The organism is Dolichospermum sp. DET69 (assembly GCA_017355425.1).
Taxonomy (GTDB): domain Bacteria; phylum Cyanobacteriota; class Cyanobacteriia; order Cyanobacteriales; family Nostocaceae; genus Dolichospermum.
In genome coordinates, this window is record CP070233.1 from 584,589 (window position 1) to 611,520 (window position 26,932).

15 protein-coding genes are annotated in these 26,932 nt (G+C 38.8%); 9 read left to right on the plus strand and 6 right to left on the minus strand.

Translation table 11 applies throughout. The features are described from left to right. Positions 1 to 51: 51 nt before the first annotated feature. The 4 genes from EZY12_02870 to EZY12_02885 form a co-directional block, all read right to left on the minus strand. Positions 52 to 5,016, minus strand: coding sequence for a M10 family metallopeptidase C-terminal domain-containing protein (locus tag EZY12_02870; protein QSX68660.1), 4,965 nt, complete (start codon positions 5,014 to 5,016; stop codon positions 52 to 54). A gap of 409 nt (positions 5,017 to 5,425) precedes the next feature. Further along, positions 5,426 to 5,641, minus strand: a complete 216-nt coding sequence (locus tag EZY12_02875; GenBank protein ID QSX68661.1) for a hypothetical protein — start codon at positions 5,639 to 5,641, stop codon at positions 5,426 to 5,428. 42 nt (positions 5,642 to 5,683) lie between these two features. Next, positions 5,684 to 6,682 carry a hypothetical protein gene (locus tag EZY12_02880; protein ID QSX68662.1) on the minus strand — a complete coding sequence of 333 codons (999 nt, stop codon included), beginning with the start codon at positions 6,680 to 6,682 and terminating at the stop codon, positions 5,684 to 5,686. 835 nt (positions 6,683 to 7,517) lie between these two features. Then, positions 7,518 to 8,528: a hypothetical protein gene (locus EZY12_02885; protein QSX68663.1), complete on the minus strand. Its 1,011-nt coding sequence runs from the start codon at positions 8,526 to 8,528 to the stop codon at positions 7,518 to 7,520. A gap of 726 nt (positions 8,529 to 9,254) precedes the next feature. Between EZY12_02885 and topA the strand changes: the two genes are divergently transcribed. From topA to EZY12_02930, 9 genes are all read left to right on the plus strand, one after another. Next, on the plus strand, positions 9,255 to 11,897 hold the full coding sequence (gene topA / locus EZY12_02890) for a type I DNA topoisomerase (protein ID QSX68664.1): 2,643 nt from the start codon (positions 9,255 to 9,257) through the stop codon (positions 11,895 to 11,897). Positions 11,898 to 12,269: 372 nt separating this feature from the next. Then, the gene (locus EZY12_02895; GenBank protein QSX68665.1) at positions 12,270 to 12,410 is read left to right on the plus strand and encodes a hypothetical protein; all 141 of its coding nucleotides are present in this window, start codon (positions 12,270 to 12,272) and stop codon (positions 12,408 to 12,410) included. Between the two features lie 25 nt (positions 12,411 to 12,435). Then, complete coding sequence (aroQ, locus tag EZY12_02900) at positions 12,436 to 12,879, plus strand: type II 3-dehydroquinate dehydratase (protein QSX68666.1); 444 nt, start codon at positions 12,436 to 12,438, stop codon at positions 12,877 to 12,879. Positions 12,880 to 12,955: 76 nt separating this feature from the next. Beyond that, complete coding sequence (locus tag EZY12_02905; GenBank protein QSX68667.1) at positions 12,956 to 13,852, plus strand: ADP-ribosylglycohydrolase family protein; 897 nt, start codon at positions 12,956 to 12,958, stop codon at positions 13,850 to 13,852. 312 nt (positions 13,853 to 14,164) lie between these two features. Next, on the plus strand, positions 14,165 to 16,780 hold the full coding sequence (locus tag EZY12_02910; GenBank protein ID QSX68668.1) for an HDIG domain-containing protein: 2,616 nt from the start codon (positions 14,165 to 14,167) through the stop codon (positions 16,778 to 16,780). Positions 16,781 to 17,025: 245 nt separating this feature from the next. Beyond that, positions 17,026 to 17,631: a VWA domain-containing protein gene (locus EZY12_02915; GenBank protein ID QSX68669.1), complete on the plus strand. Its 606-nt coding sequence runs from the start codon at positions 17,026 to 17,028 to the stop codon at positions 17,629 to 17,631. Between the two features lie 34 nt (positions 17,632 to 17,665). Next, a complete protein-coding gene (locus EZY12_02920) occupies positions 17,666 to 18,271 on the plus strand; it encodes a VWA domain-containing protein (GenBank protein QSX68670.1) in 606 nt (201 codons plus the stop codon). A 201-nt stretch (positions 18,272 to 18,472) separates the two neighbouring features. Then, complete coding sequence (locus EZY12_02925) at positions 18,473 to 18,856, plus strand: hypothetical protein (GenBank protein ID QSX70486.1); 384 nt, start codon at positions 18,473 to 18,475, stop codon at positions 18,854 to 18,856. 1,110 nt (positions 18,857 to 19,966) lie between these two features. Further along, positions 19,967 to 20,524, plus strand: coding sequence for a Uma2 family endonuclease (locus EZY12_02930; protein QSX68671.1), 558 nt, complete (start codon positions 19,967 to 19,969; stop codon positions 20,522 to 20,524). Positions 20,525 to 20,685: 161 nt separating this feature from the next. Here the strand turns inward: EZY12_02930 and EZY12_02935 are convergent, their stop codons facing one another. Together EZY12_02935 and EZY12_02940 are read right to left on the minus strand one after the other, a co-directional pair. Then, positions 20,686 to 21,951, minus strand: coding sequence for a glycoside hydrolase family 10 protein (locus tag EZY12_02935; GenBank protein QSX68672.1), 1,266 nt, complete (start codon positions 21,949 to 21,951; stop codon positions 20,686 to 20,688). Between the two features lie 445 nt (positions 21,952 to 22,396). Next, positions 22,397 to 26,773: a PAS domain S-box protein gene (locus EZY12_02940; protein QSX68673.1), complete on the minus strand. Its 4,377-nt coding sequence runs from the start codon at positions 26,771 to 26,773 to the stop codon at positions 22,397 to 22,399. Positions 26,774 to 26,932 lie beyond the last annotated feature (159 nt).

Consider the following 26,932-nt stretch of genomic DNA (forward strand, 5'->3'; position numbering starts at 1 on the left):
TTCATTCCCTGGCGGGTTATGGATTTTGCGGAAGACAGCTATAGCAGCAAATTAAGCAATCAAACTGAAATTACTACTACTGAGGGTGATATCAGGATTACCTAAACGGGCAAATTCAAACACTGTTCCTGTACCCAAAACGTTTCCGTCTTGGTTATAGAACAGACTTCCCGTACCTTGACTAAAGACAATACGAGCGTTACTAGCATTGACAAATTCATCATCACTAACAACTGCAAAGTCAGTTAAAGCCTGTCCGACAGTATTAGTAATGGCATTGAAAGTGATTTTACTTAATACAATCTGATCAATTCCTGCTTCAAAATCGCTAATGTAATCAACGCCTAAGCTGGTACTAAAGACACTATCACTTTGAAACAGATATTGATCATTACCAACTCCGCCCGTCAGGACATCATCACCAAGTCCTCCCCAGAGGCTATCATTACCGATTCCACCGTTGAGAATATCATTACCTGCTCCTCCCCCAAGACTGTCATCTCCTCCTAACCCTTGCAGTTGGTCATTACCACTACCGCCATTTAAGGTATTATTTAGAGCATTACCTGTTAGACGGTCATTTCCTGTACCACCTGTCGCATTTTCGATGACGTTATTAGCAGAGAGAATCAGTTTAAGATTACTATTGACCGTTTGTGAAGTTGCAACACCCAAATTCACATTGACAGCAGGAGTCGTCCCAGTAAAGTCAAGATTATCAATACCCCCTGTTGTTGTTTCCGTAATTGTGTCAGTTCCCAAGGCACTATTAGCAACAAAGGAGTATGTATCATTACCATTGAGACCTGAGAGGGTGTTATTGGCACTATTACCAGTAAGGACATTATTACCTGCGTTACCCGTGCCATTGATAGCCGCTGTTCCTGTGAGGGTGAGGTTTTCGACGTTGGTTGGTAGAGTAGTGGTAGCAGCGGCGCTGAGGGTATCGCTTATGGTTGTAGTTACAGTTTGGCTTGTACCCAAGCTGGCATTAGTGGGAGAATTAAGGGTGAGGCTAAATGTTTCATTAGCTTCATTTATGGAATCATTGAGAATAGGAATATTGATCACTTGACTGGTAACACCAGGGTTAAAGGTGAGAGTTCCGCTGGTGCTGGTATAGTCTGATCCTGCTATGGCTGTACCGTTAGCAGTGGCATATTGGACAGTAATAGTTTGGGTGCTAGTGCTGGAAAGAGTAACGGTATAAGTAACGTTTTGAAGGTTGGTATTACCTTCAACTATGGTCTGGTTAGCACTGAGGTTAAGATTAGGTAATAAGTCATCATTAGTAATAGTTCCTATGACGGCTGTTGTTGTCCCAATGGTGTAATCTGTTCCTGTTGCCAAAGTTAAAGCCACAGTTTCATTACTTTCAACAATTGTATCGGCTGTGGGGTCAATGGTTAAAGTGGCTGTGGCTGAATTAGCTGCAAAGGTAATAGTTTTGCCTGTTCCTGGTGTTGCACCTATATAGTCGGTACTATCGGCTGTACCAGTGATGCCATAGTTGACAGTTAAAGCATTAGTGGTAATTCCAGTTCGGGTGAAAGTGTAAACTAGGTTAGCTGTACCATCTTCGGTGACGCTGGTTGGAGATACTGCTAGGGTAATGGTGGGTAGAGCTACATCATCATTATTGATAGTACCCTGACCTTGAGTATCGGCAATAGTGGCATTTGTGGCGTTACTCAGGTTAACAAAAAATGTCTCATTACCCTCCACACTGGTATCACCAAGAATGAGTATTGTGATAGTCTTAGTAGTTTCATTTGTGGCAAAGGTGAGAGTACCAGTAGTGTTAGTAAAGTCGGTACCTGCTGTTGCTGTACCATTAGCAGTGGCATAGTTAACAGTGATAGGTTGACTAGCAGTACCAGAACGGGTGACGGTAAACACTGCATTGGTTGTACCGCTATTTCCTTCCGTGATAGTTACATCATTAATGGAGAGGGTTGGTAAACCATCATTATCAGTAATAGTTATGGTTTGATCTGAAAATTGTACTTTTTGAATTCCATATAATGTATCTATACCATCACGATTATTGACAGAATCGGTAATGGTAAATACTCCTCCTGAACTGGTAATTTGATATTGGGAATAAGTACCTGAATAAACAGCCGTATCGCTTCCTTCACCTCCATAAAGGGTATCAGAACCAGAACCACCGGATAATTTATCATCTCCTTGTTCACCGAATAAACGGTCATCACCTCCATTTCCTTGGAGGCTATCATTACCGAAACCACCAAACAAATCATCCCGATAAGAAGTTCCCGTGAAAGTGTCATCAACCACCGCAGTCTTGAAATTAAAATCAGTGGCTTGTAGTTGACTTTTACTAATACCATTGATTTTTAGTTGATAATAACCATCCGCGTAATAGTTGTAATAACGGGTGGTAATTAAGGCATTAGCGTTAATATCATCACTGGTCAAAGCTAAGATAGTGTTATAGTCACTAATACCAATAGTTCTGACATCAATTTGGTCTTCTCCTTTGATAAAATCACTAACTATATCTTGGTTTTGGGCAGAAGAAGAATCAGAGAAATATTCTAAGGCAAATTGATCTTTACCAGCACCCCCATAAAGGGTATCAGAACCAGAACCACCGGATAATTTATCATCTCCTTGTTCACCGAATAAACGGTCATCACCTCCATTTCCTTGGAGGCTATCATTACCGAAACCACCAAACAAATCATCCCGATAAGAAGTTCCCGTGAAAGTGTCATCAACCACCGCAGTCTTGAAATTAAAATCAGTGGCTTGTAGTTGACTTTTACTAATACCATTGATTTTTAGTTGATAATAACCATCCGCGTAATAGTTGTAATAACGGGTGGTAATTAAGGCATTAGCGTTAATATCATCACTGGTCAAAGCTAAGATAGTGTTATAGTCACTAATACCAATAGTTCTGACATCAATTTGGTCTTCTCCTTTGATAAAATCACTAACTATATCTTGGTTTTGGGCAGAAGAAGAATCAGAGAAATATTCTAAGGCAAATTGATCTTTACCAGCACCCCCATACAGGGTATCAGAACCAGAACCACCGGATAATTTATCATCTCCTTGTTCACCGAATAAACGGTCATCACCTCCATTTCCTTGGAGGCTATCATTACCGAAACCACCAAACAAATCATCCCGATAAGAAGTTCCGGTGAAAGTGTCATTTGCAACTGTGGTATTAAAATTAAAATCAGTGGCTTGCAGTTGAGTTTTGCTAATACCATTGATTTTGAGGCGATAATAACCATCCGCGTAATAGTTGTAATAACGGGTGGTAATTAAGGCATTAGCATCAATATCATCACTGGTCAGAGCTAAGATAGTGTTATAGTCACTGATACCAATAGTTCTGACATCAATTTGGTCTTCTCCCTTGATAAAATCACTAACTATATCTTGATTTTGAGCAGAAGAAGAATCAGAGAAATATTCTAAGGCAAATTGATCTTTACCAGCACCCCCATACAGGGTATCAGAACCAGAACCACCGGATAATTTATCATCTCCTTGTTCACCGAATAAACGGTCATCACCTCCATTTCCTTGGAGGCTATCATTACCGAAACCACCAAACAAATCATCCCGATTAGAAGTTCCGGTGAAAGTGTCATTGACAACCGCAGTCTTGAAATTAAAATCAGTGGCTTGTAGTTGACTTTTACTAATACCATTGATTTTTAGTTGATAATAACCATCCGCGTAATAGTTGTAATAGCGGGTGGTAATTAAGGCATTAGCATCAATATCATCACTGGTCAGAGCTAAGATAGTGTTATAGTCACTGATACCAATAGTTCTGACATCAATTTGGTCTTCTCCCTTGATAAAATCACTAACTATATCTTGATTTTGAGCAGAAGAAGAATCAGAGAAATATTCTAAGGCAAATTGATCTTTACCAGCACCCCCATACAGGGTATCAGAACCAGAACCACCGGATAATTTATCATCTCCTTGTTCACCGAATAAACGGTCATCACCTCCATTTCCTTGGAGGCTATCATTACCGAAACCACCAAACAAATCATCCCGATAAGAAGTTCCGGTGAAAGTGTCATTTACAACTGTGGTATTAAAATTAAAATCAGTGGCTTGCAGTTGAGTTTTGCTAATACCATTGATTTTGAGGCGATAATAACCATCCGCGTAATAGTTGTAATAACGGGTGGTAATTAAGGCATTAGCATCAATATCATCACTGGTCAGAGCTAAGATAGTGTTATAGTCACTGATACCAATAGTTCTGACATCAATTTGGTCTTCTCCCTTGATAAAATCACTAACTATATCTTGATTTTGAGCAGAAGAAGAATCAGAGAAATATTCTAAGGCAAATTGATCTTTACCAGTGCCTCCTGTTAGTATATCAGAACCTAATCCCCCGGATAATTGATCATTTCCTCCTTGTCCAGAAAGTGTATCATTACCGCCTAACCCTTGAATGACATCATCTCCAGATGTTCCCGTAATATTGTCATTACCTGACGTTCCCGTAAAATTCTGCTGTTCTACCTGAATAAATTGCCCATTTACCGTAATAGTCGCGTGATCATCCTCAGCCTTCAAAGCCTGTAAAGTCTGAGTATCCAGACTGTAACCCTGTACCAACTCAGCAAAAATCGCCCCTTCATCTCCAGCACTATCACTGAGATTGATATGAGCATCCACAAAATGTCCAATTTCTTCTAACAGCGTACCAACCAAAGTTTCTGCTGTAGAAGTTGCGAGAAAATTAGCTGATAAATAAATCTTATTATTGCTACTAGCATAAGCCCCATTAGCACCGCCAAGAATGTTACTATCAAGAATTTCAATTTGCGGAAGTTGACCAAAATCACCAGATAGCCACTGTAAACGCAGAATTTCCGCACCGCTGCGGTTGTATTGTGTACCAAAAGCGGTATCAAAAACCTGCCAGAACTTCTCTAAACCAGCAAAGGTGCTGAGTTGGTTATATGTCAGCGTCAGGGCAGAATTGAGTACAGTATTCATGGATTTGATTAATTATTGGGATTAAAATGATGTCTGAAAGCGATAGGATGTGTCACAACTTGTAACACTTTTTATTTGAAGATTATACTAGCACAAGTGTGACACAAATACTTACAAGTGTCAAGCTCTATATCTATGCGACCAGTTAGGATATTTTTTTAAATGGACAAGGTATTGCAAAATCTTTCAGATACAGTCCTACTTGTTCTAGGGCTGGGTTAAGGTACAATTCATCAGCAATCAAACCGTTAGTAAGTGTATATGTAATAAAATTAACCTGGTTTTTGTAAATAATTGTGCCAAAACGATAATATTAAGTATAAAAAAACTAAAAATTACGAATCAATCGTAGAATTTGATCATGAAGCTGAAATTTTTCACGGCGAAGTTATTAATATTAGAGATGTGATTACATTTCAAGGCAGTAGTGTAGAGGAATTAAAACAAGCATTTCAAGATTCAATAGATAATCAAAATAACTTGATTTTTTAGTAAAATAGTCATGCGATCGCGGTTTAATAGAGAGTGAGTGAGATAGCGATCGCATTAATGGTATCTTTCCCAGTACATTCAAGGGTAAAGCATGAGCTAAACCCTGACCTAGAGAATCCAACAATTCAGCCATTTTTAGGATAAAAGGGCGAATATAATTGGCCAGGACTATTAATTATTTCAATGTTGCTGATTCTAAAGCCTGTTTAAAATCATCCAAAGAACTAACTGTTACAGCCAGTTTCAGCATTTCATCCAAAATAGATAGATTAGAAATCAGAGATAGAGATACTATAATCTCTAAAGAAACCTCACCTAGTCGAGCTTGTAAAACAGTTTTGATGTAATTACGAGCATTTTGTAACGCACCAATCTCCTTACCAATCTCTTTACCAATCTCCTTACCAATCTCTTTACCGCGTTCTATTGCCATTTGTTCTGTAGGACTGATAAAAGGCATTTTTCTTTCCTCCTCAAAACTGTTAATTTTCTTCACTAACTTTTGCTGTAATTGCTCAGGTAATGTCATCATCATGTCAATGATTTTAAAGAGTTTCACAATTTGCTCTTTATTTAATCCTCGTTCATAAAGTCCGCGAACTAATGTCCATTTCCATTGCTCCCGTTCTGATAAATTACCAGTGGTTGCTTTAGTTTTTAAATGTGCCATGACTATGATAGCAAAGGGATTGGTATTAGTTTCTAATTCTGGCCAACGCGATTCATAGTCAAGCAGTTTAGCAATGGGAAATTTAAGACTAACTTCACACCCGCCAATGGCATAGCTATAAGTATTAGGTCGCCATTTATTACTTTCATCACCTAAAACAGCTAGACTAACCACAGGTTTGTGATACAGATCAAAGGAACGATAATTATAAACATACATTCGTTCACCAAAATCTACTTCATATTGACTTTGAATTTCAATGTGAATCAATATCCAAATTACTCGTTTATCAAGTAACCAAACTTGATAAAGTTTATCAGCAATACGTTTTTCTGTGGCTGATGAAGCCGTAATTTCCTGTAGTTCTTTATCAAGAGAACGAGGGGTTTGTCTCCAATCAATTAATTGATGGACTTCAGGAAAAAAGAAGATTAAGAAGCTTTCAAAATACTCGTTTAGTGCTTCTTTCCATGATTCATCATAATTGGCAGTTACTTCTTTCATAATTAACTTTTCTGGGTAACTGGACTTTAGAGGATGTTTGAAAAGTATTAGATGAAACCGATAATCTCCAAAAACCTAACCCCCCTGCCCTGACAGGTGTAGGTTTTTAATATTTTCTGTAAAGGCAAGACCAGGAGGACAAGGAAGGATAGTAGACAAGGTGGATTTTATCCACAAAATACTCAGTTTATGGTTTATTTTGTCCGCTTTTCCTCCCTTGCCACCTTGTCTGCCTTGTCTTCCAAGTCTTGCCCTCACGACAATGTAAAAAACCTACCCTTGTGAGACCCCCCTGCCCCCCTTCCCTAAGAGGGAAGGGGGGTTTCAAAGCCTCTCCAATCATAAAAGCTGCTCCTTTTCCCTCCCTTGTAGGGGAGGGTCAGGGAGGGGTGCGGGGAGAGGTTTACAAGAGGGGTTAATTTATACATTAAAAACTTGTTCATTCATCCTCTAAGGGTTTAGCAATGCTCAAAGATGTCAATCTTGCCGTGAGTCAGTCGAATGGTTAGGCTAGAAATTGCTGATCTGTTGGCTTCCACACCCGCCCAGAAATGAATTTCCGGGCTAATAACCAAAGTTTACTCAAGTAAACTGGGGATATTTTCAGTCATCAAAAGACAACTTTTGCTATTAGACAGGGAATTCATTCCCTGGCGGGTTATGGATTTAGTTAAACCTGTCACCTCAATGATGGCATCCGTAGTTTTTAACCGCCCATTTAACATTAAGTTGACACCAATGAGCTTTTGCTTTACCCCGACAATACCGACCCATTGACGATCACTAACTTTCGCTGTAATTGCTTAGGTAATGTCATCATCATGTCAATAATTAATTATTTCAATGTTGCTGATTCTAAAGCCTGTTTAAAATCATCCAAAGAATTAACTGTTACAGCCAGTTTCAGCATTTCATCCAAAATAGATAGATTAGAAACCTGAGATAGAGATACTGTAATCTCTGAAGAAACCTCACCTAGTCGAGCTTGCAAAACAGTTTTGATGTAATTACGAGCATTCTGTAACGCACCAATCTCCTTACCAATCTCCTTACCAATTTCCTTACCAATCTCCTTACCAATCTCTTTACCGCGTTCTATTGCCATTTGTTCTGTAGGACTGATAAAAGGCATTTTTCTTTCCTCCTCAAAACTGTTAATTTTCTTCACTAACTTTTGCTGTAATTGCTCAGGTAATGTCATCATCATGTCAATGATTTTAAAGAGTTTCACAATTTGCTCTTTATTTAATCCTCGTTCATAAAGTCCGCGAACTAATGTCCATTTCCATTGCTCCCGTTCTGATAAATTACCAGTGGTTGCTTTAGTTTTTAAATGTGCCATGACTATGATAGCAAAGGGATTGGTATTAGTTTCTAATTCTGGCCAACGCGATTCATAGTCAAGCAGTTTAGCAATGGGAAATTTAAGACTAACTTCACACCCGCCAATGGCATAGCTATAAGTATTAGGTCGCCATTTATTACTTTCATCACCTAAAACAGCTAGACTAACCACAGGTTTGTGATACAGATCAAAGGAACGATAATTATAAACATACATTCGTTCACCAAAAGCTACTTCATATTGACTTTGAATTTCAATGTGAATCAATATCCAAATCACTTGTTTATCAAGTAACAAAACTTGATACAGTTTATCAGCAATACGTTTTTCTGTGGTTGATGAAGCCGTAATTTTCTGTAGTTCTTTATCAAGAGAACGAGGGGTTTGTCTCCAATCAATTAATTGATGGACTTCAGGAAAAAAGAAGATTAAGAAGCTTTCAAAATACTCGTTTAGTGCTTCTTTCCATGATTCATCATAATTGGCAGTTACTTCTTTCATAATTAAATTTTCTGGGTAACTGGACTTTAGACTAAGAGGATGTTTTAAAAGTATCTTATGGTGTATCAAATATTTTCAGATCCCCCTAAATCCCCCTTAAAAAGGGGGACTTTGAGGAATTTAGCCCCCCTTTGTAAGGGGGGTTGGGGGGATCTCGATTAATTCTGATACTTTTCAAACATCCTCTTAGACTAAGAAGCATATTGTGCAATGCAAAAACATCCATAGCGGTTAATGAAAACAGGCTGTGCTTTTTTTATCTTCTATTATTAGGGTGTCTAAGTATTAAGACGCTTGTAATCAAGTTTGCAGGTGTAATTTATATAATTTTAGCACTTCTTCACGTATAAGTTAATTTTGACACAACACCCGAAAAAAATGGCAAATTAGAAAAATTAAGCTAATTTTAAATTATTTATATTTCCCTAATCTTTAACAACTGTGAGTCTTGTACTATTAAATTCCAGGGATATTTTACAAACTATAGTCGCCAACTATGCGCTAGATAAGTTAAAGATGGAAACAACTAACAATTGACTCTTAAAGGTGGCTGCTCCCATGCTTAAAAGCACCACTGCGCCTAAAGTTGAGAAAAAATTCTCCCCATAGGGTAGTTTGTGTAAGTATACAATCACTGCTGAGGCGTGATATTTCATCTTGACATTTCGCAAAAATTAACCCAACTTAACTATTTAGCTGCATAGCTATTATTCTTTTTAAATTTCCATGTCAACTCTTGTTATCGTCGAATCTCCCACAAAAGCGCGTACCATTCGCAACTACCTACCAAAAGACTATGTGGTAGAAGCTTCAATGGGTCATGTCCGTGACCTTCCCCAGTCGGCCAGTGAAATTCCCGCCGCCGTCAAAGGGGAAAAATGGGCGCAGCTTGGGGTAAATGTAGAAGCCGACTTTGAACCAATTTATGTTGTCCCCAAAGACAAAAAGAAAATTGTCACTCAGCTAAAAGAAGCCCTCAAAGGCGTAACTGAACTGATTTTGGCCACAGACGAAGACCGGGAAGGGGAAAGCATTAGTTGGCATTTATACCAATTGCTCAAGCCTAAAGTGCCGACAAAGCGGATGGTATTTCATGAAATAACCAAAGAAGCCATTCAAAAAGCTTTGAAGGACTGCCGCACCATTGATGAGCAGTTAGTTCGCGCCCAAGAAACCCGGCGGATTTTAGATCGCTTGGTAGGATATACCCTATCGCCGCTGCTGTGGAAAAAAATTGCCTGGGGGTTATCCGCTGGGCGAGTGCAATCTGTAGCAGTCAGATTATTAGTCACAAAAGAACGACAACGCAGAGCCTTCCATGAAGGTACATATTGGGATTTAAAAGCCATTCTTGAGCAAGAAAAAACTCCTTTCAGTGCCGTGCTAATAGCTCTAGGAGGCACAAAAGTTGCTACAGGCAGCGATTTCGACTCAACAACGGGCAGAATTACCGCAGGTCGCAATGTCGTCTTACTCAACGAAGCCGAAGCCGAAGCCCTAAGAACCCGCCTAGAAGGAAAACCTTGGACAGTGACAGAGATGGAAGAACGTCCTGTCACCCGCAAACCTGCACCACCATTCACTACTTCCACACTACAACAAGAATCTAACCGCAAATTGCGCTTGACGGCACGGGATACCATGCGGGTTGCCCAGAATTTGTATGAGCAAGGGTATATTACCTATATGCGGACAGATTCGGTGCATTTATCCGATCAAGCGATTACCGCCGCCCGCAATTGTGTAGAACAAAAATACGGGAAAGAATATCTTAGTCCCCAACCAAGACAATACACAACCAAATCTAAAGGCGCACAAGAAGCACACGAAGCCATTCGTCCCGCTGGTAGCAGTTTCCGCACGCCCCAAGAAACCGGTTTAGGTGGAAGAGAATTTGCTGTATATGACTTGATTTGGAAACGCACTGTCGCTTGTCAAATGGCTGACTCTCGCCAAACTCAAGTTACTGTGCAGATTCAAGTGGAAGACGCTGGTTTTCGTTCCTCTGGTAAGCGCATAGATTTTCCAGGATACCTCCGCGCCTATGTAGAAGGTTCTGATGATCCTGAAGCCGCTTTAGAAGATCAAGAAGTAATTTTACCTGCTCTTAAAGTTGGAGATCATCCTCAATGTAATGAACTCGCAGCGGTAGGACATGAAACCCAACCTCCCGCCCGTTACACCGAAGCAACTCTCGTTAAAACCTTAGAAAGTGAAGGTATTGGTCGTCCTAGTACCTACGCCAGCATTATTGGCACAATCATTGATAAAGATTATGCCCAACTGGTGAATAATGCCCTAGTTCCCACTTTCACCGCTTTTGCTGTGACTGATTTACTGGAAAAACATTTTCCCGATATTGTTGATCCCAGTTTTACTTCTAAAATGGAGCAAACCTTGGATGAAATTGCCACAGGTGAAGCTAAATGGCTACCTTACTTAAAGAAATTTTATCTTGGTGAAAAAGGTTTAGAAACTTTAGTCAGGGAACGAGAAACCGAAATTGATGCTAGTCAAGCCAGAACTGTACAACTAGAAAATTTAGATGCTAAAGTCCGAATTGGTAAATATGGGCCTTACATCGAAGTTACCAATGGTGAGGAAGTAATTACAGCTTCTATCCCCAAAAACCTCACACCGGCTGACCTGAACCCCAAACAGGTGGAAATTCTCCTCAAACAAAAAACCGTCGGACCAGACCAACTTGGTCGTCACCCGGAAACTGGAGAACCAATTTATATCAAACTTGGTACTTATGGTCCCTACGTTCAGTTAGGCGATAAAACTGAAGAAAATCCCAAACCTAAACAAGCTTCTTTACTCAAAGGTGTAACACCGGAAACAGTCACTTTAGACATGGCTGTTGGTTTATTATCCCTCCCCCGTGCCTTGGGAACTCACCCAGAAACTGGTGGTAAAATCCAAACTAGTTTAGGACGATTTGGCCCCTATGTTGTCCATGATCAAGGGAAAGAGGGAAAAGATTACCGTTCCCTAAAATCTACAGATGATGTCTTGACAATTTCTTTAAATCGGGCTTTAGAATTATTGGCAGAACCCAAAAAAGGGCGTGCGTCCAGCAAGAGTAAGTCCAAAGAAGCTTTACGGGAGTTGGGTTTACATCCAGAAGATGATTCCCCAGTCAATATCTATGATGGACCCTATGGACCTTACATTAAACATGGGAAAACTAATGCCAGTATTCCTGAAGGTGAATCAGTAGAAAATATCACGTTATCGACAGCTATCGAATTACTTTCCGCCAAAGCATCTACAAAATCTCCTCGCAAAAGCACTAAATCAACTACTAAGTCAACTACTACTAAATCAACAACCTCTAGAGGGAAAAAGAAAGACGCTGCAAGTTAAGTTAGACCCAGGGAGCAGAGTGATCTTCTTCCTTCTTTCTTCGTGTCCTTCGTTCCTATATCCCTCCGGGACGCTCCTTCTTCCTTCTTCCTTCTTCGGTGACTCCTTCTTCCTTCTTCCTGATTCGGTGACTCCTGATTCGGTGACTCCTGATTCGGTGACTCCTGAATTCATATCACCAATTACCCATTACTAATTAAGGATGTGATAATCTAATAAGTAAGGGAGAACACAAAATTAGAATTTCCTGGTATCTAATACCATTTTTATGGAAATGTGTCAACCCCATAAAGGCTAAAGGTGCGATAATATGCCGGTTTTTGCGACCCGGTTAAATAAAATTGAGGTAGTATCTCAGGAGCGGTCAGTTTAATGGATTATATAGAAAAGCTGCTGGAAAAGCTAAAAGAATTAGCGCGGAAGTTAATTGATAGCCTGCTAGGTCCAGAAACTGAGCCGGAACCGGAACTGATTCCGATTCCTGTCCATGAACGTTCTATGGGCCGTCGTTAAAATCTTGAAGGTGTGAGGGTTGAATTTGCCAGCTTTAAGTATTCTGGTGCTGCACGGTCCAAATCTAAATTTGCTAGGACTCAGAGAACCCGGCATTTATGGTTCTTTAACCTTGGCAGAAATTAATCGCTTGTTAGAGTCCAAAGCTATGGAACTACAAGCGAAAGTGTCGTCTGTGCAGTCAAATCATGAAGGGGTTTTAGTAGATGCTATTCACGGAGCATTAGGCAAAAATCAGGGAATTGTCATTAATGCTGGAGCTTACACTCATACTAGTGTAGCTTTGCGAGATGCGATCGCTGCTGTTAATTTACCTACTGTTGAAGTACATCTGAGTAATATTTATCGTCGGGAAGATTTCCGCCATCATTCTTATATCGCACCAGTGGTAATTGGTCAAATAAGTGGCTTTGGCGCTCAAAGTTATCTATTAGGCTTACAAGCACTAGTGTATCATTTACGGCAGTAATAGGTAATGGGTAATGAGTAATGGGTAATAGGTAACAGGAAATTAGGAAATAATTACCAATTACCAAGGATGAATTATGCGTTATTCTCTCGTTAATCGGGTTAGGGGTGCTTTTCTAGGAGCTTTTTTAGGAGAGAGTTTAGCTAAACCGAATAGTTTTAATTTGGGTAAAATTGCCGTTTTAGGTACGGAAAGTTTAATCAGTTTAGGCAAGTTGGATGTAGATGACTGGTTAAAGCGTCAACAACAAGCAAATATTAAATTAGAAACAAATATTAACTCCTGGGGACAAATAATTCTCGCTACATTACCAGTGGCGATATTTTTTCATGAAGATACTGGGAAAATGCGAGAAAATATCCTAGAAGTGCAAAAAATATGGAATTGGCAAAATGAGCCAGTGGTAAGAGATGCTAGTTTAATCATAGGATATGCGATCGCTCAATCCCTCAATGAAAAACTTAACCCCCATAGCCTCATTTCTGAAATGGTTAGTTTTTTAGATCAAACATCAACTTCTTTACCACAACAATTAATAAAAGTCAATGACTTATTAAAAAAAGGTGCGGGACTAGAAACAGCACGAAGGGAATTAAGCAGTGCAGAAAAATTAACTAGTAATATTGGTTTAGCTTTTTACTGCTTTCTGAGTACCCTAGAAGACTTTCCCCTAACTGTATTACGAGCTAATCAAAATCACGATTTTGCCAATCAAAATGTTACAGGTGCGATCGCTGGAGTATTATCGGGGTCATATAACACTACAGTTGGTATACCTGTAAATTGGCAAATTTCCCCCTCAGTCACTAACTCCCCAGCCTGGGGACTTGAGAATTTTACCCAAATATTAAAATTAGCCGATACAATGATGGCGGTGTGGTCTGGAGTTTATAACTTTAGTAATGATTGTGGCAAATTTGTAGAGACAAGATATACTATTTTTGCAGCTCCTCATATTATCCGTAGACGCTGAAATAATTTAAGAGACTTCCAAATAAAAAAATATGCCAAAATTTCTTGTGGTGCAGGCCAAACAGCCTGCTAATAATATCAGGACGGGCAGGATGCCCATCCCACAAGATTGGATCATCTTTTTTGTGAAGTCCTCTAATTCAGCGAAGCAGGCGGTTAATTGTACCGGACACTTGGAGACTGTAGTATTTAATCCTAAAAGGGTTAAAATGCGAACCGCTATCCCTCCTGAAGTTGTTATGCAGCTTGGGCGGCGTTCACGATAGCGTGCCGGAGGCATTAGCCATATTTGGGGTATTTCGCGGCAGGAAAGATGAAAACGCAGCAATTTTTGCATTCCTTGAGTCAGCAATTAAGGCAATGGCAGCGACAGTATAAAATCCTATTTTGTGAAGGAAAGTGTCAACAGAAACTGCATAGGAATTTTTTCAATAATCTACTTCTGTATTTATCAGCACATAGTCACCAGGGAAAACAAGGAAAACGGGGACAGACACAAAAATCAACTGTTAAATTAGTTAGAAAAACCAGTGGTATTGATAAAGTTATTTTCAGATGGGTACACCAAAAACGCGCCTCACTAATTTTGGTGTTGGCCATATTATCACTAACAAGTGTAGTGGGTCATGACTTATATAATCAACCAAGAATGAAAGTTGATAATATTGCTTTCCAAACATTTATTGCTCCCTATTCGGATCATATTGAAGATCGACAGGAGACAGAACAGCAACGACAAAATGCTATAGATAGATCTGCGCCAATTTTGATGATTGATAACCAAATAAATGAGGAAATCAATGAGTATTTAGAAGAAATTTTCGATAAAAGTAATCAATTGCGGGGGATAGTTGGTACTTTTCCCTTTGCTGACACTTCACGGTTATCAATTTCTACTCAACGTTATCTTAGGACTTTTCCTGAATCGGAATGGCAGAAAATCACAGGAACTTTAGAAAATAATAGAAAACAGAATTTAAAAAAACAAAGTTCAAAATTGTTGTTACTGCCGCAAAGTTTAATAAATGGCAAAAAACTCTCTAATTCATCAAATTTTCCAGGATTACCTTTGCCTAGTTATGGAAATCATAGTGATGAAGCATCTTTTATTCAAGCATTATCAGAACTGGAAGCTGATCAATTTACTGCATCAGAATCTGATTTTTTAGAACTGATTAATCAAATATCACAAGTTAGGCAAGGATATAATCAAGCTATTAAGAAAGCATCACAACTAGAAACTGGACAAGTAAAAAAAATTTATATAGAACCTATTATTTTAGATTTAACTGATAATGATTGGTTAAAAACACAAACTGGAATTCATAAAATTGCCGAGCGAATTCTTGCCCAAGGTATATCTGCTGGATTACCTAAAACTATTTTGAATGATGCAGTTAGTTTGCAAGTAGAATTATCTGTACCTAGTGAAGCTGAACCATTAGCAAAAAATGTATTATTAGCCGTACTAAAGCCAAATATTAAACAAGATGAAGCACAAACTAAACAACAAGGTGAACTGGTAGCCAATAAAATACCATCTGTAATGATGCAGGTAGAAAAAGGAGAGATAATTGTTAGTAAAGGAGAAAAAATTACAATCAGGAAATTTCAGGTATTAGAACATTATCGCCTGATTTTCCGCCAAGTGAATTGGATGGGTTTAACAGTTGTTTCCATACTTATTACGCTAGTAATTGGAATTTTTGTTTGGTTAGAAAGAAAAAGTCATAACTATTTGCGACAACGCGATCGCCTATTAGTTTTACTACTTACCATCAGTGTTCCCGGAGTATTAGCAATGAGTTTACCCTATACTACATGGAGCGCTATTGGTTTATTATTAGGCAGTTTCTATGGCCCAACTATAGGGATAACAGTGGTGGGGCTATTGTCGTTGGTACTACCGATTACCACCGATACAAATATTTTGGTATTGCTGGCTGGGGCTGCGGGAGGAATGTTAAGTAGTTATGTAGCGCATAGATTGCGATCGCGTGAAGAACTAGCATTATTAGGTGTTATCACTGCCTTAACCCAAGGTGGGGTATTCTTATTATTAAAAATTCTCACTGGTGGGGTATTTGGTTCAGGTTGGTATGTTCTCCAAGAAGCAGGTTTATTTGCTGTCTCTGGCTTATCTTGGAGTGTTGTGGCTTTGGGTTTAAGTCCTTATTTAGAAACACTATTTGATGTCATTACCCCCATCCGGTTGGCGGAATTAGCTAACCCCAACCGCCCATTATTAAAGCGACTAGCTACAGAAACTCCAGGAACTTTTCAACATACTTTATTAGTGGCAACTTTAGCGGAAGCTGCGGCTAAACAATTGGGATGTAATGTAGAGTTAGTTAGGGCTGGAACTCTATATCATGATATTGGGAAAATGCACGATCCTCTAGGATTTATTGAAAATCAAATTGGTAGTCCTAATAAACATGAAACAGAAATTAAAGATCCTTGGGAAAGTGCAAGACTAATTAAAAAGCACGTTACGGAAGGGTTAGTAATGGCCAAGAAACACAGTTTACCAACGGCAATTCAGGCTTTTATTCCCGAACATCAAGGAACAATGGCGATCGCCTATTTTTATCACCAAGCACAACAAATAGCTCAAGAAAATCCGCATATCATCGTAGATAAAGCCGATTTTTGTTATGATGGACCTATACCCCAATCACGGGAAACAGGAATCGTTATGTTAGCAGATTCTTGTGAAGCCGCATTAAGAAGTCTTAAAGATGCAACTCCAGAAAAAGCATTAAATATGCTGAATAATATTCTCAAAGCAAAATGGCAAGATGAACAATTAATAGATTCAGGATTGACAAGAGAAGAAATGCCAAAAATTGCCCAAATCTTTGTAGATGTTTGGCAACAATTTCATCACAAACGCATTGCTTACCCTAAGTCCAAAACTAGTAATTAACAATTAATTACTTTATCCTCAAAACGGCTAGAACTTGGACTTTTTTATAATATAACGAACAGGCTCAAAGCCTCTCCCCGTTGCGGGGAGAGGTTGGGAGAGAGGTTCCATATTTGGTTAAATTATAAACCGTTTGCAGTATACTGTGCCTCTTGGCTCTTGCCTTTAAAAAATATTACTATTGATAATGCTGTATTCATACTCAACAGTTAAAATAGAGATAGAAAAATAACAATAGGGCAATTATGATGAGCGATAGAGATTATACCTTAATTATTGACAAAAGTGGCAGTATGTCCACACCAGATCAAGTGGGTGGTAGAAGTAGATGGAAGATAGCCGAAGAATCTACCATTGCTTTAGCCAGAAAGTGTGAAGAATTTGATCCTGATGGCATTACAGTTTACGTTTTTTCCGGCAAATTTAAACGTTATGAAAATGTTACTGCTGCCAAAGTAGCCCAGATATTTCAGGAAAATGATCCAGCAGGTACGACTAACTTAGGAAGTGTACTCCAAGATGCCCTGAATAACTACTTTCAACGCAAAACCGCTGGGACAACAAAACTTAATGGAGAAACCATTTTAGTTATTACTGACGGGGAACCAGATGATCGCAAAGCCGTATTTGAAATCATCATCCGTGCTACCCAACAAATGGAAAAAGATGAAGAATTAGGAATTTCCATGATTCAAGTTGGTTCAGATCCGCAAGCAACCAAATTTCTCAAAGCCTTAGATGATCAATTAGAAGGTGTTGGGGCAAAATTTGATATTTGTGACACCATTACTTTAGATGATTTAGAAGATATGAGTTTGGCTGATGTTTTAATGAATGCCATCACTGATTAATTAACAAAAACACTAATATCTGGAGAGTTTAGTCATGCTAGAAAACCGTGATTACACCTTAATTATTGATAAAAGCGGTAGCATGGCTACCCCAGATCAAAAAGGTGGGAGAACTAGATGGGCAACAGCACAAGAATCTACTTTTGCCTTAGCAAGTAAATGTGAACAATTTGATCCAGATGGCATTACTATTTACTTGTTTTCTGGGAGATTTAAACGTTATGAAAATGTTACATCTGCCAAAGTATTACAGATTTTCACAGAAAATGATCCTTCGGGAACAACAGATTTAGCTGGTGTTTTAAAACACGCTACTGATGATTATCTACAACGCAAAGCCTCCGGTACAAATAAACCGAATGGAGAAACAATTTTAGTAGTTACTGATGGTGAACCAGATGATCGCAAAGCAGTAATGAAGGTCATTATTGAAGCTTCTCGTCGTCTGGATAAAGATGAAGAATTGGCTATTTCCTTTATTCAGGTTGGTAATGATCCTCAAGCTACCCGCTTTTTGAAAATCTTGGATGATGAACTACAAAGTGCAGGTGCTAAGTTTGATATTTGCGACACTATCACAATGGATGATATGGAAGATATGAGTTTATCAGAAGTTTTACTTAATGCGATTAATGATTAATGATTAATGGGTAGGGTTTGGTGGGCATTGCCCACCAAACTTCGATGGTAATATATTTTTTAAGGAATTATAGATATGGATTCTATTGATAAGCTTTTATCTGAAATTAAAACTGAATATACAGAAGCAAAAACCACAGCACAACAGAATAATTTAGCCCCAGTTAAATTGATTTCACCGACAATAAAATCAGATGTATTTATAGATAAGTTGCTATCAGAAGTACAAGCTGATTTTGCTGAAAATAAAACAGGATTACAGAATAATTTACCCCCAATTCAATTTATACATTCACCTGCTACTAAGTCTGATGTATTTGTAGATAAATTATTAGCAGATGTTAAAGCTGATTTAGCAGAACAAGATGCGGCTGAACAACTGCGAAAAAAAGAAGAATTAACACAGGAGAAAATTCGTCAAGCCAAACTTCAAGCTGAACAAAAAAAAGCCCTAGAAAAACCTGCTAAACAATGGTTAGCTAAGTTAGATCCATTATCATCAGAAGGATTATGGTTTGAAAGATTTGCTGAAGGTTATCCTGATAAATTAGCAGCCGCAATTGATTATTTACAAACTAATTCCTAAATCTCTAGGACTTACGCACTGTACAAATCAATTATGATATGCCTTTACTAAAATACCTGATTTCAGGCTGCAACCAATTCTATTATTACCGATAAATCAACCTTGGGGTAGGGGTTTAGAACTGCTCATTGGTGTCAACTTAACGGTAATTAATTCTTCTTCTATTTGTGGTCTATTAATTTAGATGAAACCCTTGTACACCAATGGTTTTAGATATATAAAAAGGATGTTTGATCACAAGGGGATCTGTAGAGCCTATTAAATTAAGTTGCTAGTACCGCAAGGCGGAATTTAGAATTTAGAATTTAGAATGAATACAGCATAAGCTTTTCACTGATTCGGAATGGTTCATTAACTTACGCCGTACTGTACTAGTAGTCTGTCAAGTAAATTTTGACGGATAAGAAACGAACCACGTTCGCGGAGCGTCCCGGAGGGATATAGGAACGAAGGACACGAAGGAAGAAGGAAGAAGGAAGAATCAAAATGGCAACGAATGAACCCGTCAATTAGTTCTTGACAGACCACTAGTTATCTACTTGAGGTTAGTTATTGGTAATGGGTAATTAATAAAATATCTATTATCAATCCTGTTAATCCTTAAATCCTGGGTATCCTGATTCAGACAAAAAATTCAGATAATTAGGAATTAAAATCCTGTTAATCCTTAAATCCTGGGTATCCTGATGCAGACAAAAAATTCAGATAATTAGGAATTAAAATCCTGTTAATCCTTAAATCCTGGGTATCCTGATGCAGACAAAAAATTCAGATAATTAGGAATTAAAATCCTGTTAATCCTTAAATCCTGGGTATCCTGATGCAGACAAAAAATTCAGATAATTAGGAATTAAAATCCTGTTAATCCTTAAATCCTGGGTATCCTGATTCAGACAAAAAATTCAGATAATTAGGAATTAAAATCCTGTTAATCCTTAAATCCTGGGTATCCTGATGCAGACAAAAAATTCAGATAATTAGGAATTAAAATCCTGTTAATCCTTAAATCCTGATAGCGAAGTGTGGCGTTAGGCATATATCCTGATTCAGACAAACAAAATCTTATTTATTTAAGATATCATGTAATCATTGCCAAAAAGAAAGTTAGTTATGATTTCTATTAAACATCAACTGACATTACAAGAGTTTCTGAATCTTCCCGAAGAGGATATCACTTATGAATTAGTTAATGGGGAAGCAAAACCAAAAATGTCACCAAAAAGATTCCATTCCAGATTAACTATTGCATTGTGTATAATTCTCACCCAATGGGCAGAGAATAAAGGTGAAGTTGGAGTAGAATGGGCGGTTATTTTAAAAAAGCGTGGTCAGGATTGGGTTCCTGTACCAGACTTATTATATATTTCTTATGCTCGTTTTTCTAGTGATGTGATTGAAAATGAAGCTTGTCCAATTCCCCCAGATTTAGTAATTGAAATTATATCACCTGATCAATCTTTTGGAGAGATGAGTGCTAAAGCTAGTGATTATCTTGATGCTGATGTGATGAGAGTTTGGGTAATAGATCCTAAATCGAAAACTGTAACTATATTTTATCCTGATGTCCGTCCACAAACTAAGCACGGTACAGATAGTTTAGAAGATGCTCTTTTTCCAGGTTTGGTAATTTCTGCTGAACAAATTTTCAACCAAGCTGGTATTCCTTAAGAGGGTGTAGAAGCCTACAGATAAGGCATTTTTGGGCTAAGTTGACACCAGTGATCACTGCTAAACCCCTCCGATAAATGTGGTTTCTACAGCCATAAATATTTGATATTTTTGTCAATGCGTAAGTCCTAATCTCAATAAAAAATCAATCAAATGACATATTAAAATGGTATTTTGTCAGTCACAGTTAGATTCGTTTCCCCTTCTGGATTTATTGCCCCTTTCCCAGACTCTACAACCGTTCTTAATGCAGGATATGGAAATAAACTTTGAAATCCAGCCAAACGTTCTTTTAATGGTTCTGGTGCAGTATTCCAAAGACTTTCATAATAGAAAAAAGCTACACCGAGTCCCCGTTGTTGGGCAGCACGAACTTGAGATTGAATCTGTTGAATTGATACGGGTTTAGTTCTTAAACCTGCCATGATACCGATTCCCGCTGGAATTTTTTGTTTTACTTCTGCCATTTCTGGACGGGAAAGTTTATCAATAAAATGATCTAAATTCTCCCGATAAACTTGCACAATTAACTCATCTACTATATCTAATCTCACCCAATTTAACCAATCTTGAAGGTGAAATTTATAGGCATAATCATAGTAATTAGGAGAGACAGAGAAAATCATTTTCGGTTTTATCTGTTTAACTGTTTGGTTAAGTCTCACCATAAAATCTGTAATCTTATTGGCCCGCCAATTTATCCATTCTGGATCTTGAGGATCACTTGGTGGAGTTTTTTGGGTTTCTTGTTGATATAAGGCAACTGTATATTTATCGTAGCCAAATTCAGAAGGTAAACTCATATGATCATCAAATTGGATACCATCAAGATTATATTTGTTTGTAAGTTCTACAAGTAAATCGCTAATAAACTGTTGTACTTGTGGATGAAATGGATTTAACCAAGAAACCTCACCAGCAGCACCAACAGATAGTTTACTACCATCTTTTTTTTGTGTGAGCCATTCTGGTTTATTCATGGCTAATTCTGAACTGGGAGGAACCATAAACCCAAATTCAAACCAGGGAATTACCAGTAAATTTTGCCGATGAGATTTATCAATTAAATCGGCAAGAATATCATGTCCATCTAGTCCTTGAAATACAAATGGTTGAATTTCTAACCGCTTGGCTACAGCACTAGGATACATGACATAACCAGAATTCCAAACTACAGGATAGATAGTGTTAAAATTGAGTTTTTGCAGTTGGATTACTGCTTCCTGAACTTTAGTCCTATCTCTAAGAATATTCAGATCATTATTTGTCATCCACACACCACGAATTTCTTGACGTGATCCTTCTTGTGCGATAACCGGTATAAAGCTGTTTTCCCAAAAAACCATGAGTAGGGAAATTAAAAACAAAGGCAGAAATAACTTTTTCAGTAGTTTCTGAGAACTAAATTTATGGAAATTGAATTTCATTTTAATTTGAAACCATTGTATTGAAGAAGGAGAGGGGCAACCACGGGGGGATTGCCCCTACCGTTTGAGGGCAACCACGGGGGGATTGCCTGACAGGTGTAGGTTTTTAATATTCTCTGTAAAGGCAAGACCAGGAAGACAAGGAGGGATAGTAGACAAGGAAGATTTTATCCATAAAATACCCAATTTATGGTTTGTTTTATGACCAATCATCCATTTCTTGTCCGGTTTTCCTCCCTTGTCACCTTGTCTGCCTTGTCTTCCAAGTCCTGTCCTCACCCAATTGTAAAAAACCTACACCTGTCAGGGGGGGATTGCCCCTATCGTTTCAGGGCAACCACGGGGGGATTGCCCCTACCGTTTGATATTTTTGAATAAAATCAAGATATTTGACGGATTTAATCCAAAGTAGTGCCTGTTTTGCAAAATTCTTCTACACAACCGTTTATAAATCCGGACTTAGCACATTGTGTTTCACCAAACTAGCCACAACTGTAGCCAATTCCTCTGGTTCAATGGGCTTAGGCAAATACAACTGAAAGCCTGTCTGGATAGCTCGCATTCTATCTTCTACACCTGCATAAGCTGTTAATGCGGCTGCGGGAATATTTCCGCCTTTTTGTGGAGATAGCGATCGCACTTTACGAATTAAAGAGTAACCATCTTCTCCTGGCATCCCAATATCACTAACTAAAACATCAGGTTGCCATTGGATCAGCATTTGCAATGCTTCTGGCACAGATGTCACTGCTGTAACTTCTGCTTGACATTCTTTGAGTACCATAGCAATAAATTCACGACTATCAGCTTCGTCATCTACAACTAACACTTTTACGCCTTCAAGTATTGGCAAACAGGCTGAAGAACCCAGCAAGACAGAAGGAGATTTTTCTGTTTCTCCCTCAAACTTTTGCTCCTGGGCATTTCTGCTTGCTTCTAGGAGTGGTATTTTGACTGTAAATGTTGATCCTTGATTTTCACCTAAACTTTCGACATCAACAGTACCACCATGCATTTCTGTTAAATGGCGCACGAGTGATAATCCCAGTCCTAGTCCACCATAAGACCTAGTGCTGGAACTATCAGCTTGACGAAAGCGATCAAAGACGTAGGGGAGGAAATCAGCAGTAATCCCAACTCCGTCGTCAATTACTTGAATTTCAGCATATTTTGTCAATTGAGGATGATCACTTTTTAGCTCTGGGCTGCAAATCCCAGTCTTATTTAGTCTGATTTCTACATTACCGCCTTGGGGTGTGAACTTGATAGCATTGATTAACAAATTCCAGATAATCTGTTGTAAGCGATCGCTATCACCGGAAACAATCACAGAAGAGGCTAACTGCCTTGTTTGGGTTCCCAACTCCCCAGACTCTTCAGAATAGGGGTAAAAGTGCAAATTGATTTCCTTCGCTTGGGCAGCTAGGGAGACAGTATCAATTGCTAACTTAATGATGGGAACTAAATCGCAATTCCGAGGATTAAACTTCAACTTGCCTCTAGTGATGCGCGAAATATCCAACAGATCATCAATTAGCTGGTTTTGCATCTTCGCATTGCGCTCTATAGTTTCTAAACCTTGTGCCATCTGATCTTCGCTGAACTTGCGAATCTGTAGTAGATGAGACCAGCCGACTATGGCATTGAGAGGCGATCGCAATTCATGGGATAAAACCGCCAAAAACTCATCTTTCATCCGGTTAGCATCCCGTAACTCCTCAGTTTGTACCTGTAAGGAAGCGATCAAATTAGCTCTATCCTTAGCGATCGCTATTTGGTCACACACTGCTTGCATCAGAGATTTTTGAGTTTCATTGAATTTACACAGACTCCGACTACCAAAAGAAAGAGTCCCAATCAGTCGTCCCTGAGCAATCAACGGATAACCATAAAAAGTTTTAATTCCCAGAGAGCGGAGTATCTCTGTTTTTGGGTCGGTAGATTCCTGAACATGATCTAAAGCAATTGTCTGGAGTGTCTGAGCTACAGTACCGCACAGACCTTGACCAAACTCCAGCATTTCAATTTTTTCAGCCAATTCCTCAGAAATACCTTCATAAGAAACTAACCGCATCACCTGAGAGTTTCCTTCAACCGCATAGTTAAAGTAAACATCCAAATCAATCTGCTCTGCTAGTTGTTGAAAAATACTGTCAATCAATGCTAATGGTTGCTGGGTAGATAGGAGACTGTTAGCCGTATTAAATAGTAGCTGGAGATTTTTGTAGCCTGATAACAGATCTTTTTGAATTTGTTTGAGTTTAGTAACATCTTGGAAGGTCATAATACAGGTTATTGGATAACCGTGTATAGCTGGCAGAGCATCAGAATATATGAGAAGAGAGTAAATACCTTTAGATGTATGCCAGTCTACCTCAACTCCCACCAAACTTTCTCCACGCGCCACTCGCACCCCTGGCATTTGTTCATTAGGGATGCGATTACCTGCGGCATCCGTACAATGGTAAATAGTGTGATATTCTTCCGCTGGTTTGTTTTTGGGAAATTCACCCCCAGCTAATTTATCAGCAGCTTGATTAGAAAATGTCACCCGCGCCGTTACTGGTTCGAGAAATATTACTGGAATCGGTATCCAGTTAAGTACATCCTCTAGCCATTTTTGGTGATTTCGCAGCAAATTCTCGGACTGCTTTCGCCCTGTAATATCTAAGAATGCTCCGATACATCCTCTGGTTTTACCATCTTCACTAAATAGCGGGGTGACAGACTCTAACAAAGTCATGACTGTGCCATCGTCATAGACAACATCAACTTCAAAATCCAAAATTTCTACACCATGAGCCGCAGAATACTGCATGGGCAGTTCTGTTTCGGTCAGTTCTTTACCTTCATGGAACACTTTAAATTTTGTTGGCCTTTCTTCTGGGGGAGCAGTAAGAGAGCCATTTTGATCAGTCTGCATCCTTAGTAACTTGGCAAAAGCCGGATTCATGTTAATAGTTTTGCATTCTGGATCTTTTGCGATGCCAATACCAATAGGAATCATGTCCAACAAAGTTTGTAACTCGGTGACTTTTCGCTGTAATTTTTGGTTGAGTTGGAGGATTTTTTCCTCAGTCTGCTTTTTATCGGTAATATTCCGTGTCACAGTAGCGAAGGCTATTGGCTCTCCTGTGTTTCTATCATTGATAGTGAAGAGTTGATAATCAACGGGTATTGCTTGGCCTGTCTCAAAGTTACGGAAACGAAATTCTCCTTGCCAACGTCCAACTTTGATTGCAGTTGGTAAAATATGCTCTTGTAGATATGCCTGATCTGCCGAAATGATGAAATCTGATATTTGCTTTTGCTTTACCTCTTCCATGCTTGTCAGCCCAACCAACTTTTGCCCCGCCTCATTGATATAAGTAGCTTGTCCTGTAAGAGTAGCTATCCCAATAAAGTCTGAGCTATTTTCGATCACGGATACTAATTTTTGTTGTGCCGCTTCTGCTTCTTGGAGTTGACGAAGTGCAGCTTGCTGTTCCGTTAAATCTAGAATAAAGCATACTGCTTTCTCCCGTTCTTCTCCCAGTAACACAAAACCAACTAACACGGAAACACGACTACCATCTTTGCGAATATATTCTTTGTTAAATGGTACACAATTGGCATCCGCACTAGACTGGGCTTGAGCGATTACTTGTTCATCAAAATCTATATATTCTGGTGGTGTCAGATTCCACCAATTTATCCTCCCAGCTAATAAATCCTCTTGTGTATAACCAACTATTCTCAGAAATTCGTCGTTTCCTTGGTAAATACTCCCATCAATATTGCTAAATAAAATCCCAATAATATTAGCGTTGACGAAACTTTGCAGTTTCTCTTCATTTTCTTTCAATGCTGCTTGGGTGCTTTTACGCTGACGACTAAGGCGATCAATTACCATAGCCATTTGCCAAATTAAAACGCTAAAAATTATAATTAGAATAGTAGCAAACAGTGAAATGGCAAGGACAGGATCATACATCCTCCCTTGTAAACCTTTAAGTATTAACCAACCGACAACAAAAGGTACTGTTATTGCTGGGAATAATAAACGCCGAGCTATTAAACCACCATCACTCTTACTGGTTATTACCTGCATTAAACCATGTTTTGAACCCGCCCACAGAATGCCGATAGATAACGCCATTAAAGTCAGTGCCGTATGCAATGCCATTGATGTTGTATATCGGGTAACACCATAGAGAATTTTCTGTTCGTAGGCATAACCCAGCAACGACTCTAAGGAAATAAAAGCGACTATGAGGGCAAAAATTTGGGTAGACCAATAGGTAAGCTGTTTTTTTGGCTGAACAATGAAATATAGTGCTAAACCAATTAGCGTAAAACTTGTTGCCGTATTAATCCCCATCCGTCCAGCATGGGATGTCGTCACTACTATTGGTGAGTCCGGAAATAACAGTTCGTCAATACCGAAATTCCAGTCAAACAAATATTGAATAAGGGTCAGTAAACCAATTCCAGTTACTGTTACCGCACAAAATCGAGCCAGCCACAAATAAAGAAAATACCGACGGGGAGAATTCCTATTATTTACCTCTGTCTCTGTTTCCCCTAAACTTATCCTCCGAGCCGCTATGATTTGGGATAGCCAGAGGGACAATCCAGACAACAAAAAACACAGTGCTGTATTCGCCTTCATTGTGGCAGGACTACCTGGAAAGCCCTTTTTAAGAATTTCAATATCAAAATACCAACCTAGTATTACCAAACTACCAATGAAGATAGCGATTACACTAGTAACTTTGACTACCCCTAGCCGTGCAAGTATTGTCGGTAAATATTTTATCCTCAAATAATGAATATTTAACATTGAGGTTTTTGCACCTGTATCTTAGCTATGAAAAAAATGATTTTACTATTTTTAATACTTTAATAGCAATCATTGGTGTCAACTTAAGTAAGGGCGTATTTTTTAATTAGGGGCGTATTGCAATACGCCCCTACTTATCCGTCGGCTTCCACACCCGCG